Origin of the sequence: Bradyrhizobium elkanii WSM2783, assembly GCF_000472865.1 — a bacterium.
Lineage (GTDB): Bacteria > Pseudomonadota > Alphaproteobacteria > Rhizobiales > Xanthobacteraceae > Bradyrhizobium > Bradyrhizobium elkanii_A.
In genome coordinates, this window is the sequence record NZ_AXAP01000139.1 from 1 (window position 1) to 13171 (window position 13171).

At 60.2% G+C, this 13171-nt stretch carries 5 protein-coding genes, 2 tRNA genes and 3 rRNA genes; 6 read left to right on the forward strand and 4 right to left on the reverse strand.

Going from position 1 to position 13171, the window contains the following annotated elements:
- Window positions 1-289 precede the first annotated feature (289 nt).
- Complete coding sequence (locus YY7_RS0147305; protein WP_028169116.1) at window positions 290-1075, reverse strand: MOSC domain-containing protein; 786 nt, start codon at window positions 1073-1075, stop codon at window positions 290-292.
- A 226-nt stretch (window positions 1076-1301) separates the two neighbouring features.
- Between YY7_RS0147305 and clpB the strand changes: the two genes are divergently transcribed.
- Window positions 1302-3941: an ATP-dependent chaperone ClpB gene (gene clpB, locus YY7_RS0147310; RefSeq protein WP_028169117.1), complete on the forward strand. Its 2640-nt coding sequence runs from the start codon at window positions 1302-1304 to the stop codon at window positions 3939-3941.
- A gap of 62 nt (window positions 3942-4003) precedes the next feature.
- On the opposite strand, the gene YY7_RS0147315 is transcribed toward clpB, so the two are convergent.
- The 3 genes from YY7_RS0147315 to YY7_RS0147325 form a co-directional block, all read right to left on the reverse strand.
- Entirely contained in the window at window positions 4004-4258 is a 255-nt protein-coding gene (locus YY7_RS0147315) for a hypothetical protein (RefSeq protein WP_028169118.1), read from the reverse strand.
- Window positions 4259-4335: 77 nt separating this feature from the next.
- The gene (locus YY7_RS0147320; protein ID WP_028169119.1) at window positions 4336-4695 is read right to left on the reverse strand and encodes an SPW repeat protein; all 360 of its coding nucleotides are present in this window, start codon (window positions 4693-4695) and stop codon (window positions 4336-4338) included.
- 99 nt (window positions 4696-4794) lie between these two features.
- Complete coding sequence (locus YY7_RS0147325; protein WP_051397338.1) at window positions 4795-6810, reverse strand: M23 family metallopeptidase; 2016 nt, start codon at window positions 6808-6810, stop codon at window positions 4795-4797.
- A gap of 899 nt (window positions 6811-7709) precedes the next feature.
- On the opposite strand from YY7_RS0147325, the gene YY7_RS0147330 reads away from it, so the two are divergent.
- The 5 genes from YY7_RS0147330 (at window position 7710) to rrf (ending at window position 13088) form a co-directional block, all read left to right on the forward strand.
- A 16S ribosomal RNA gene (locus tag YY7_RS0147330) occupies window positions 7710-9198 on the forward strand.
- 228 nt (window positions 9199-9426) lie between these two features.
- Window positions 9427-9503, forward strand: a tRNA-Ile gene (locus YY7_RS0147335).
- Window positions 9504-9536: 33 nt separating this feature from the next.
- Window positions 9537-9612, forward strand: a tRNA-Ala gene (locus YY7_RS0147340).
- Between the two features lie 392 nt (window positions 9613-10004).
- Window positions 10005-12860 (forward strand): 23S ribosomal RNA (locus YY7_RS0147345).
- A gap of 113 nt (window positions 12861-12973) precedes the next feature.
- Window positions 12974-13088, forward strand: a 5S ribosomal RNA gene (gene rrf, locus YY7_RS0147350).
- Together the 16S, 23S and 5S rRNA genes with 2 tRNA genes alongside form the textbook arrangement of a ribosomal RNA operon.
- Window positions 13089-13171 lie beyond the last annotated feature (83 nt).

The following is a 13171-nucleotide window of genomic DNA, read 5'->3' on the forward strand; positions in this document are numbered from 1 at the left end:
GGGTGCAACCAGCACCCGGCTTTCCCTGCGCCCTCTGCGATTTGAGAGGGTGAAGAGATACGCAAACCTCGGACGCAACGCGCCGCGAGAACGCGGGCTCACATCCCCTCCGCTGTTTGAAATTTGAATCCGCTCTTTCCCCGTCGTCCCTGCGAACGCAGGGACCCATAACCACAGGAGCGTGTGGTGGCGCGAGCAAGCGGTTGCAGCGGAGCACACAACAAAGGCCTGTGGTTATGGGTCCCGGGTCAAGCCCGGGACGACAGCGTGGAGGGAGCGCACGCCGCGCCTACAACAGCTCCGGCTGCTCCGCTGCGATCGCGTCCCCGACCGCCACCGCGCCATCCGCGACCACCTCGGCATAGACGCCGCATTCGTTGTGGCCGAGGCGCTGCATCAGGGTGTGCGGGATGGTGAGGTCGCGCACGCCGGTGTCGGGATCGACATTGACCGCGGCGCAGCGGGTGATGCGCTTGACCACCTTGGCCCGTGCGCTGCCGATCGCGATCGTCTGGTCGAGCAGCTCGAATTCGTGCCAGGCCGGCCAGCCCTCGACATAGAGGTTGGCGCGGAAGCGCAGCGGATGCACGGATTGCCCGACCATCTCCTCGATCGCGCGCAGGCTGTTGAGGTTGATGATCGAGACCACCTTGCGGGCGACGTCGGAGAAGCTGTGGCCGGGACTGGTCAGGACCTTTGGCGGTCCCTTGATCTGGCCGGCATGGCGGAGTGCAAAATACTGCTCGATCGCGGCACGCCCGGCGGCCGTTTCGAGGTCGCCCTGAGCCACCATCTCGCCGTTCCGGCGCAGGGTCAGGACGTGGCTGCCGTCGTCGAATTCGGCACGGAGCGGCACCAGCCACTCGTCCCGCTGCAGCATCAGGAAATGCGGCTTCGGCAGCCATTTGGGCTGCTCGGGATCGAAGCCGCTCGGTCCGTTCTCGATGGCGTAGCGGCGATCGGACGAGAGCGTCTGGCCAGCCTTGAGCTCGGCCCGCGGCAGCGCCTCGGGCGTCAGGCCTTTGACGGGATAACGGTAGATGCCGGCGATCTCTGGAGATGAAGCGGAGGACATCAGGCCTTTTAGGAGATTTTCATCGATCGGGCCATACAACCTTACGAAATCATTGCAGAAAGCTCTTCCGTTTCGGAAGCCAAATGCCCACATTCGCGTCAAGCCTGAAATGAGGGCGACGACCACCGGCGGGTTGACCGACGTCAACACCGCCGGGCGGAAACCCAATGAAGATGCCATCACGGTGCCTACGGGGCTGGGAAGGCAGGCCGAGGGAAAGCAAACGATGAATATTGAGAAATACACCGAGCGCGCGCGCGGCTTCATCCAGTCGGCGCAGTCGCTTGCGGTGCGCGAGGGGCACCAGCAATTCTCGCCGCTGCATCTTTTGAAAGTGCTGCTGGACGACAGCGAAGGCCTTGCCGGCGGTCTGATCGATCGCGCCGGCGGCAATTCCCGCGCCATCCTCAAGGCAACCGAGGATGCGCTTAACAAGCTGCCGAAAGTGTCGGGCAGCGGCGCGGGGCAGGTCTACCTTTCACCCGAACTGGCGCGGGCATTCGATGCGGCCGAAAAGGCGGCGGAGAAGGCCGGCGACAGCTTCGTCACCGTCGAGCGTCTCCTGCTCGGGCTTGCGCTCGAGAAGAACAGCGAGGCCGGCTCGATCCTGAGCAAGGGCGGCGTCACCCCGCAGAACCTGAATGCGGCGATCGAGTCGCTGCGCAAGGGCCGTACGGCCGATAGCGCCACCGCCGAGAACGCTTATGACGCGCTGAAGAAATATGCCCGCGACCTGACCCAGGCCGCGCGCGACGGCAAGCTCGATCCGGTGATCGGCCGCGACGAGGAGATCCGTCGCACCATCCAGGTGCTGTCCCGCCGCACCAAGAACAACCCCGTCCTGATCGGCGAGCCCGGCGTCGGCAAGACCGCCATCGTCGAGGGCCTGGCGCTGCGCATCGTCAATGGCGACGTGCCGGAGAGCCTGAAGGACAAGCGGCTCTTGTCGCTCGACCTCGGCGCGCTGATCGCGGGTGCAAAGTACCGCGGCGAGTTCGAGGAGCGGCTGAAGGCCGTGCTGCAGGAGGTCACCTCGGCCGAGGGAACCTTCATCCTGTTCATCGACGAGATGCACACGCTGATCGGCGCCGGCAAGGCAGACGGCGCGATGGACGCGTCCAACCTGTTGAAGCCGGCGCTGGCCCGCGGCGAGCTGCACTGCATCGGCGCGACCACGCTCGATGAGTACCAGAAGCATGTCGAGAAGGACGCCGCGCTCGCCCGCCGCTTCCAGCCGATCTTCGTCAGCGAGCCGACGGTCGAGGACACCATCTCGATCCTGCGCGGGTTGAAGGACAAGTACGAGCAGCACCACGGCGTGCGGATCGCCGATTCCGCGCTGGTGGCGGCCGCAACCCTGTCCAATCGCTACATCACCGACCGCTTCCTGCCCGACAAGGCCATCGACCTGATGGACGAGGCGGCGGCGCGGCTGAAGATGCAGGTCGATTCCAAGCCGGAAGAGCTGGATACGCTGGACCGCGAGATCATCCGCCTCAAGATCGAGCAGGAAGCGCTGAAGAAGGAAACCGATCTCGGCTCGAAGAGCCGGCTGCAGGCGCTGGAGAAGGAGCTCGCCGATCTCGAGGAGAAATCGAAGGCGCTGACGGCGCGCTGGAGCGCGGAGAAGAACAAGCTCTCCAATGCCCAGAAGCTGAAGGCCGAACTCGACGCGCTGCGCGTCGAATTGGCTAACGCCCAGCGCCGCGGTGAATTCCAGCGTGCAGGCGAGCTTGCCTATGGCAAGATCCCGGCGCTGGAGAAGCAGCTCGCCGATATCGAGGCCAGCGAGAACCAGGGCGCGACGATGGAGGAGGCGGTCACCGCCAACCACATCGCGCAGGTGGTCTCGCGCTGGACCGGCGTTCCCGTCGACCGGATGCTGGAAGGCGAGAAAGAGAAGCTCCTGAAGATGGAGGATGCGCTCGGCAAGCGCGTCGTCGGCCAGGCCGAGGCGGTGCGTGCGGTCGCGACCGCCGTGCGCCGCTCGCGCGCCGGCCTGCAGGACCCGAACCGGCCGATGGGCTCGTTCATGTTCCTAGGGCCCACTGGCGTCGGCAAGACCGAGCTGACCAAGGCGCTGGCTGAGTACCTCTTCAACGACGAGACCGCGATGGTCCGCCTCGACATGTCCGAATACATGGAGAAGCACTCGGTCTCGCGCCTGATCGGTGCGCCTCCGGGCTATGTCGGCTATGACGAGGGCGGCGCGCTGACCGAAGCGGTGCGACGGCGGCCCTACCAGGTGGTGCTGTTCGACGAGATCGAGAAGGCGCATCCGGATGTGTTCAACGTGCTGCTGCAGGTGCTCGACGACGGGCGTCTGACCGATGGTCAGGGCCGCACGGTCGATTTCCGCAACACGCTGATCATCATGACCTCGAACCTCGGTTCGGAGTTCCTGGCGAACCAGCCGGAAGGCGAGGATACGGGCGCGGTGCGCGAGCAGGTGATGGCGACGGTGCGGGCGCATTTCCGCCCCGAATTCCTCAACCGTGTCGACGAGATCATCCTGTTCCATCGGCTGCAGAAGAGCGAGATGGGCCGGATCGTCGAGATCCAGTTCGCGCGGCTGCAGAAGCTCCTGGAGGATCGCAAGATCACGCTGACGCTGGACGCGGCGGCGCGCGACTGGCTGGCTGCCAAGGGCTGGGATCCGGCCTACGGCGCCCGCCCGCTGAAGCGGGTGATCCAGCGCAACCTGCAGGATCCGCTGGCCGAGATGATCCTGGCTGGCGACGTCAAGGACGGCGACCAGGTCAAGATCTCGGCCGAGGGCAACGTGCTGACCTTCAACGGCAAGGCGCAGCAGACCGCAGAGGTCGCCCAGTTCGACGCGCCGGTAGCGAAGCGCAAGCTGAACTAAGTCATGAAACGATCGAAGCCCTCTCCGCGGCCCGGCGGAGAGGGCTTCGAGTTTGGGGGAGGCTATTCCTGCGTCACTGCCGGGCCGACATCGTCCTCGTCGCTCGGCTCGAGTTCGGAAAGGATGTCCACGAGCTCGCGGGCGCGGCCGGTCGCAAGCGGTTTGCCGGCGTTCATCAGCGGCTCGTCATTGGCGAGCCAAGCCTGCGCCTCCGCCAGCTCGTCGACGGTGGCGCCCGTCGCGATGATCTTGGCGATGGTGACATCGTCGATCTGGCCGACCGCCTTGACGACGTCATCGCGTGTGATGTGCCTCATGTCCGGTACCCTCTACGCGAAACAAGGCCTCCACCCGCCGTCATGGCGGGCAGGGACCAGAGTAAGACAGCCCTCGATCAGCGGCCCGTGGTCAGCCGTGGCGGGTGCTGCGACATCATCCAGAGCTCGATTGCAGCCAGGATCGCCACCGCCGCGCCGATCACCACATGGACCGTCATCGCGGTGGTGCCGTGGAAGCCCAATACCCAGGGCGACACCAGGGCCCACAATCCGACGATCAGGTTCAGCCACTCCTCCCACACCGCGAACGCCGCCAGCGCCGCGATTGCAAGGACCGCGATGACGATGCCGGTGATGTAGGCGTTGGTGGAGACGGTTCCGGCGGTGAAGCCGAACAGCCAGGGCGACAGCAACAGGATCGCGCCGAGGATCAGGTTTGCGACGTCGCACAATTTCGCGTTCGTCCAATTCTCCATGACACCCTCCGTTGGAGGTTTCGTGCATCCCTGAAACCGAGCTGATGCCCTCCTGGTTCCACGGCCGCCGTGGCAAATTTCCTTGATTTGACGGGGAGATCAGCGGTTGCTGACGGGGCGCGAACCGGTCGAGCCGGTGGCGTCGGAGACGATGCGGGAGCTGCCGCGGCTGCTCATCTGGGCATCGATCCGGTCGCGCTCCTTCTCGAAACCTGCCAGCATCGAGCCCTCGAGCGAGCGCCCGCGCGGCAGCTTCACGCGCATCGGGTCGACGAAACGGCCGTTGACCAGGATCTCGTAATGGACGTGGGCGCCGGTCGACATGCCGGTCGACCCGATAAAGCCGATTACCTGGCCCTGGCGGACGCGCTTGCCGGCTTCCATGCCCTTGGCGAACGCGGACATGTGGCCGTAGGCGGTCTCATAGCCATTGTTGTGCTTGACGCGGACATACTTGCCGTAGCCGCCCTCCCAGCCGACCTTTTCGACCACGCCGTTGCCCGACGCGAAGATCGGGGTGCCGTAGGGGGCCGCCCAGTCGACGCCGGTGTGCATCTTGACGTAGCCGAGGATCGGATGGCGGCGGCCGCCGAAGCCGGAGCGCATGATCGCGTTGTTGACGGGCTTGCGCACCAGGAACTTCTTCGCGCTCTTGCCGGTCTCATCGTAGTAGTCGACCACCGAATCGTCCGGCGTCTGGAACCGGTAGTATTTCTTGGTCTCGCCGCCGACCGTGAGCGCGGCGTACAGCACCTCGGTCTTTTCGCTGCTCGTTACGCCTTCGTCCTCGCCGGCGTAGAAGACGTCGAAGCTATCGCCGGGCTGCACCTTGCGCTGGAAGTCGACGTCATAGGAATAGATGCGGACCATGTCCTCGATGACGTTCTGCGGCACCTTGTTGCGCAGCGCGGTCTCGTAGATGCTCTGATAGAGCCGTACGCCGCTGCCATCATCCTCCTCGTCATCGTCGCTGTTGTCGGCGGTGTCGGACACGGTGTTCAAGCTCTGCACGTCGACGGCGACATATTTGCCGATGTCCGAGAGTGCTGCGACCGCTTCGACCTGGGTGTCGTTGGCGACGATCACGCGATAGGGCTGCAGCCGCGCTCCCGGGGCCGGATTTGCCGGCGCCATCAGGATGCGCAGCTTCTGGCCTTCCTTCAGGCCGCCATCGCGGCCGCGGGCGCCGAGCATGGCCGCGATCGCCTTGGCCTCGTCGGCTGTCGCGCCCATGTCGCGCAGCACCGAAGTGACGGTGTCGCCCTTCTTGACGATATGCACCCGCTCCCCGGTCGGGTTGCCGCCGGTGACCTGCTCCTTGGTCTTCGGCAGCAGCGTGACGTTTTCCGGCACCACGCGGGTTTCAAAGCCGGCATAGGGATCGGAAACGTTGCCCTCTGTGGCATAGGCGAGCTTGAGGTCGGGCTGCGCGCCGCCGACATCGGCGGTGGCATTGGCCAGCGTATAGCGGACGCCGCCGTTATTGCCGCGCCAGTTGGCCGCGTCACGCACCCGCATCAGGATCTCGTCGAGCGCCACCACCGCGGCGATCTTCGCCTTCGGTAGCACCTGCCCCAGATCCTTGGTGACGAATGAGACCTCGGCGTCGGGCTCGACAGCCTCGGGGTTGTTCGGATCGTCCGCCGCCGCGGTCTGATTGGTGCCGACGTCGGTCAGCATGCGCTGGGCGTTGAACGGCGGGATCTTGGCCGAAAGATCGCTTGTCGTCATCGACAGGTTGCCGGAGATGCGAACATACGGCCGCACCCGCATCACGTCGCGGTTGCCGACGCGGGTCACCGTCGATACCCGCACCACGTTGCGCGAGGCGCTTGATTCCGACGGCGGCGGCAGGCGGTCGCTCTTGTGCAGGGTGGCGGCACGGTCATTGGCGCTGATGGCACCGCGCAGCGCGCCCTCGACCCGCTCGGGGAGCTTGGCAAAGGTCATCTCGCCGTCGAGGGACGCAAAAACGGCGCCGCCGATCAAGGCCGCGCCGCACAGCCCGGTGAGGATCGTGCCGCTGAACCACTGTACGGAAACACGGCGGCGGTCGATCACCGCAGCCTCCGAGCCGTCAACCGACAGCGGCGGCTCGTGACCGAGATCGATCATCCCGGTCTCGCGTCCAAAGCCGCTCCCGCGTGACGCCCGTTGGCTCAAACCCGTGTCCCCCCAAGTTCCATCAGCATACGACGAGACTTCCGCACTCCCTTGCGCCCGCATTCGCCCTAGCGGGGCAATCCGGCAGTACGGCGCGTCACATACAGCAACATTCGTGAATTATCGAAGGCCGATGGCCAACCACAATCTCGAATGCCAACGATGTGTAAATCTCTCGATGTTGCTCGGCCGCGTGGAACTGGCGACGGATTCATCGAAATCGTCAGTCCCTTGGTAGAGAAACCACCGGCAGCCCCCACTGGCATCCGGCGATTCATTTTGCATAACTAATCGTCAGAACGTCGCAGGATTGTGGCTCAAGTACGGCGTAAAGTCCCGAAAAATCGAGCAATTCTGCGCATCGGAAGAATCTGCACCTGATGCGACGATTTGTTGACAATGGTCGTTGACAAGCCGGATTGGGCCGGCCTATAAGGCGGCCACTGAGCGCGGCGCTGCATTGGCCCGGTGGCCAAGGCAAGCTTTCGCGCCCTTGATGCTCCTCACCTTGATGAGTGACTCAACAGCCGACGTAAATCGGTTGGGGATTCGCCGTCGGGTGAAGAGGGTCGGAACCCTCCTAAGGGTGTGAGGTCTTCGGATCTCGGGCTGTTTGACAAGTGAAGATGAAGAAAGAGAAACGTGGACGGCGGAGTCCTTGCGGGTCTCGATTTTGAAAACCTTGGTTTTCCCGATCGGGACCGGACGAAAGACTTCGGCGGTACACGTTTTGAATAAGGTTACACCATGGCCTCTTGATTGAGGTCGGGTCGCCAGCGATGTGAATCGCTGCGCGATTTTGGTGTGGACCTCGTCAAACGTTGTGATCAGCCGGTTCAAAGTTTCAAGTCCAACTTGAGAGTTTGATCCTGGCTCAGAGCGAACGCTGGCGGCAGGCTTAACACATGCAAGTCGAGCGGGCGTAGCAATACGTCAGCGGCAGACGGGTGAGTAACGCGTGGGAACGTACCTTTTGGTTCGGAACAACACAGGGAAACTTGTGCTAATACCGGATAAGCCCTTACGGGGAAAGATTTATCGCCGAAAGATCGGCCCGCGTCTGATTAGCTAGTTGGTGAGGTAATGGCTCACCAAGGCGACGATCAGTAGCTGGTCTGAGAGGATGATCAGCCACATTGGGACTGAGACACGGCCCAAACTCCTACGGGAGGCAGCAGTGGGGAATATTGGACAATGGGCGCAAGCCTGATCCAGCCATGCCGCGTGAGTGATGAAGGCCCTAGGGTTGTAAAGCTCTTTTGTGCGGGAAGATAATGACGGTACCGCAAGAATAAGCCCCGGCTAACTTCGTGCCAGCAGCCGCGGTAATACGAAGGGGGCTAGCGTTGCTCGGAATCACTGGGCGTAAAGGGTGCGTAGGCGGGTCTTTAAGTCAGGGGTGAAATCCTGGAGCTCAACTCCAGAACTGCCTTTGATACTGAAGATCTTGAGTTCGGGAGAGGTGAGTGGAACTGCGAGTGTAGAGGTGAAATTCGTAGATATTCGCAAGAACACCAGTGGCGAAGGCGGCTCACTGGCCCGATACTGACGCTGAGGCACGAAAGCGTGGGGAGCAAACAGGATTAGATACCCTGGTAGTCCACGCCGTAAACGATGAATGCCAGCCGTTAGTGGGTTTACTCACTAGTGGCGCAGCTAACGCTTTAAGCATTCCGCCTGGGGAGTACGGTCGCAAGATTAAAACTCAAAGGAATTGACGGGGGCCCGCACAAGCGGTGGAGCATGTGGTTTAATTCGACGCAACGCGCAGAACCTTACCAGCCCTTGACATCCCGGTCGCGGACTCCAGAGACGGAGTTCTTCAGTTCGGCTGGACCGGAGACAGGTGCTGCATGGCTGTCGTCAGCTCGTGTCGTGAGATGTTGGGTTAAGTCCCGCAACGAGCGCAACCCCCGTCCTTAGTTGCTACCATTTAGTTGAGCACTCTAAGGAGACTGCCGGTGATAAGCCGCGAGGAAGGTGGGGATGACGTCAAGTCCTCATGGCCCTTACGGGCTGGGCTACACACGTGCTACAATGGCGGTGACAATGGGAAGCGAAGACGCAAGTCCTAGCAAATCTCAAAAAGCCGTCTCAGTTCGGATTGGGCTCTGCAACTCGAGCCCATGAAGTTGGAATCGCTAGTAATCGTGGATCAGCACGCCACGGTGAATACGTTCCCGGGCCTTGTACACACCGCCCGTCACACCATGGGAGTTGGTTTTACCTGAAGACGGTGCGCTAACCGAAAGGGGGCAGCCGGCCACGGTAGGGTCAGCGACTGGGGTGAAGTCGTAACAAGGTAGCCGTAGGGGAACCTGCGGCTGGATCACCTCCTTTCTAAGGATGGTCCTTCAGAGAGCTCACGCTCACTATCGGATCGTTTTAGAAACATCTCGGGGCCAATCGATCGCCAGATCGCTTGAGCTCCATTGGCGGGATTTCGCCGTCTTCGTTTCTCTTTCTTCGCGGACGAACACGCGCCAGGGGCTAGAGCGCTGTGCGATGCATCGGCGAAAGCCGGTTGCGCGCGAGCGGGTTCCTAATCCTTTGTAGGATGAGCGTTAGGGGCTTGTAGCTCAGTTGGTTAGAGCGCGCGCTTGATAAGCGTGAGGTCGGAAGTTCAAGTCTTCCCAGGCCCACCACTTTCATCGAGCGGGCATTCGTCTTCTGGTTACGGGGCCATAGCTCAGCTGGGAGAGCGCGTGCTTTGCAAGCATGAGGTCGTCGGTTCGATCCCGTCTGGCTCCACCAGATGGTTTGATCGCCGGTGCCTCAACCGTCGTCCGCGAAACATCAATTCGCACACGCAGTCCGGATGGACGCGGTGTGCGTGTTATCTGACATCGTAAAGAGGAGATCGATCCAAGTTTGGGATCTGCGGAGCAATTCGCGGGTGCTCATTCACTATCTCCAGATCATTTTCGGCGCTCGTTCATCGCAAGATGAGCGGGTTGTAAAATGATCCTGTTAGCGAAGCTTGACCGCCTCGCTATTGGTTCGATCTTACGAAGCAAGCTGGTCTTTCTAATCAATGTCCGGCCGCGCAAGCAGCATTCATCGAGGGTGCGCGCTTTGAGATTTCGGTCTCAATGCGATTGGGCGGCATACATTCTGCCGAGTGTGTGGACATTGATAATGAGAGCAATCAAGTGCCTTAAGGGTGTTCGGTGGATGCCTTGGCGCTGAGAGGCGATGAAGGACGTGCTACGCTGCGATAAGCCGTGGGGAGCTGCGAAGAAGCTTTGATCCACGGATTTCCGAATGGGGAAACCCACCTTCGATAGCCGGAACTCCAAGATCTTGAGGTTTAAACACCTTGTGTTTTGGGGTTCGACCAGAAATGCGAGAAATCAAACCGCGAGGTTTTGGATTTCCGGTTATCAAGAGAAGGTATGAGACTTCTGAATAAAATAGGAGGTTTCAAGCGAACCCAGGGAACTGAAACATCTAAGTACCTGGAGGAAAGGACATCAATCGAGACTCCGTTAGTAGTGGCGAGCGAACGCGGACCAGGCCAGTGATACATCAAAGACAACCGGAACCTGTCAGGAAAGCAGGGCCTTAGAGGGTGATAGCCCCGTACGGGTAATGCGATGATGTATCCTTGAGTAAGGCGGGACACGTGCAATCCTGTCTGAACATGGGGGGACCACCCTCCAAGCCTAAGTACTCCTCAGCGACCGATAGTGAACCAGTACCGTGAGGGAAAGGTGAAAAGCACCCCGACGAGGGGAGTGAAATAGACCTGAAACCGGACACCTACAAACAGACGGAGCCCAAGATGCGTTCTGGGTGACGTCGTACCTTTTGTATTATGGGCCAGCGACTTAATTTAACGAGCAAGCTTAAGCCGATAGGCGAAGGCGTAGCGAAAGCGAGTCTGAACAGGGCGCCAAGTTCGTTGTATTAGACCCGAAACCTAGTGATCTAGCCATGAGCAGGTTGAAGGTGAGGTAACACTCACTGGAGGACCGAACGGGTGCCTGTTGAAAAAGGCTCCGATGACTTGTGGTTAGGGGTGAAAGGCCAATCAAACTGGGAAATAGCTGGTTCTCCGCGAAAGATATTTAGGTATCGCCTCGGATGAATACCTCAGGGGGTAGAGCACTGGATGGGCTAGGGGGACTTACCGTCTTACCAAACCCAACCAAACTCCGAATACCTGAGAGTACTATCCGGGAGTCACACGGCGGGTGCTAACGTCCGTCGTGGAGAGGGAAACAACCCGGACCTACAGCTAAGGCCCCTAATTCGTGGCTAAGTGGGAAAGGATGTGGAAATCCCAAAACAACCAGGAGGTTGGCTTAGAAGCAGCCATCCTTTAAAGAAAGCGTAACAGCTCACTGGTCTAAATAAGGGTTTCTGCGCCGAAGATGTAACGGGGCTCAAGCCACGAGCCGAAGCTTAGGGTGTGCGCAAGCACGCGGTAGCGGAGCGTTCTGTAAGCCTGCGAAGGGCGACTCGTGAGAGCGCCTGGAGGTATCAGAAGTGCGAATGCTGGCATGAGTAACGACAAACACTGTGAAAGACAGTGTCGCCGAAAGTCCAAGGGTTCCTGCGTAAAGTTAATCTTCGCAGGGTTAGCCGGTCCCTAAGGCGAGGCCGAAAGGCGTAGTCGATGGGAATGCAGTGAATATTCTGCAGCCAGTGGATGGTGACGAATCCCGTGTGTTGTCCGACCTTACTGGATTGGTCGGGCCTCGAAGGGGTTCCAGGAAATAGCCTCCACATTAGACCGTACCCGAAACCGACACAGGTGGACTGGTAGAGTATACCAAGGCGCTTGAGAGAATGACGTTGAAGGAACTCGGCAATTTACCTCCGTAACTTCGGGATAAGGAGGCCCATTGTTCGCGCAAGCGGGCAGTGGGGGCACAGACCAGGGGGTGGCAACTGTTTAACAAAAACACAGGGCTCTGCGAAATCGCAAGATGACGTATAGGGTCTGACGCCTGCCCGGTGCCGGAAGGTTAAGAGGAGAGGTGCAAGCCTTGAATCGAAGCCCCGGTAAACGGCGGCCGTAACTATAACGGTCCTAAGGTAGCGAAATTCCTTGTCGGGTAAGTTCCGACCTGCACGAATGGCGTAATGACTTCCCCGCTGTCTCCAACGTCAGCTCAGTGAAATTGAATTCCCCGTGAAGATGCGGGGTTCCTGCGGTCAGACGGAAAGACCCCGTGCACCTTTACTGTAGCTTTGCACTGGTATTCGTGACTGTTTGTGTAGAATAGGTGGTAGGCTTTGAAGCCTCGGCGCCAGCCGGGGTGGAGCCGCAATGTGAAATACCACCCTAATGGTTATGGATATCTAACCGCATCCCCTCAGCGGGGATCGGGACAGTGCATGGTGGGCAGTTTGACTGGGGCGGTCGCCTCCCAAAGAGTAACGGAGGCGTGCGAAGGTAGGCTCAGAACGGTCGGAAATCGTTCGTCGAGTATAATGGCATAAGCCTGCCTGACTGCGAGACTTACGAGTCGAGCAGAGACGAAAGTCGGTCATAGTGATCCGGTGGTCCCGCGTGGGTGGGCCATCGCTCAACGGATAAAAGGTACGCCGGGGATAACAGGCTGATGACGCCCAAGAGTCCATATCGACGGCGTCGTTTGGCACCTCGATGTCGGCTCATCACATCCTGGGGCTGGAGAAGGTCCCAAGGGTTCGGCTGTTCGCCGATTAAAGTGGTACGTGAGCTGGGTTCAGAACGTCGTGAGACAGTTCGGTCCCTATCTGCCGTGGGTGTTGGAATGTTGAGAGGATTTGCCCCTAGTACGAGAGGACCGGGGTGAACGTACCTCTGGTGGAGCTGTTGTCGCGCCAGCGGCAGTGCAGCATAGCTATGTACGGACGGGATAACCGCTGAAAGCATCTAAGCGGGAAACCCACCTCAAAACGAGCATTCCCTTGAGAACCGTGGAAGACGACCACGTTGATAGGCCGGATGTGGAAGTGCAGTAATGCATGCAGCTTACCGGTACTAATCGTTCGATCGGCTTGATTGCTCTCATTTTCAGTGTCCATGAAATGAGCAGCGCTAGTCATCGAGACTAGACGCAAAGGTAGCCAAAACTGGCTACCGAGATCGCTTGCTTCGTTTTCCTTTGTCCTTCGCCGGCCTGGTGGTTCTAGCGAGGAGCATGAACCCGATCCCATCCCGAACTCGGCCGTTAAACTCCTCAGCGCCAATGGTACTATGGCTTAAGCCCTGGGAGAGTAGGTCGCTGCCAGGCCTGCCAAGGACAATGGAATTTCCTCTTTACGTGTCACGATCAAAACAAGACGCCGTCTCCTTCCGGAGACGGCGTTTTTGTTT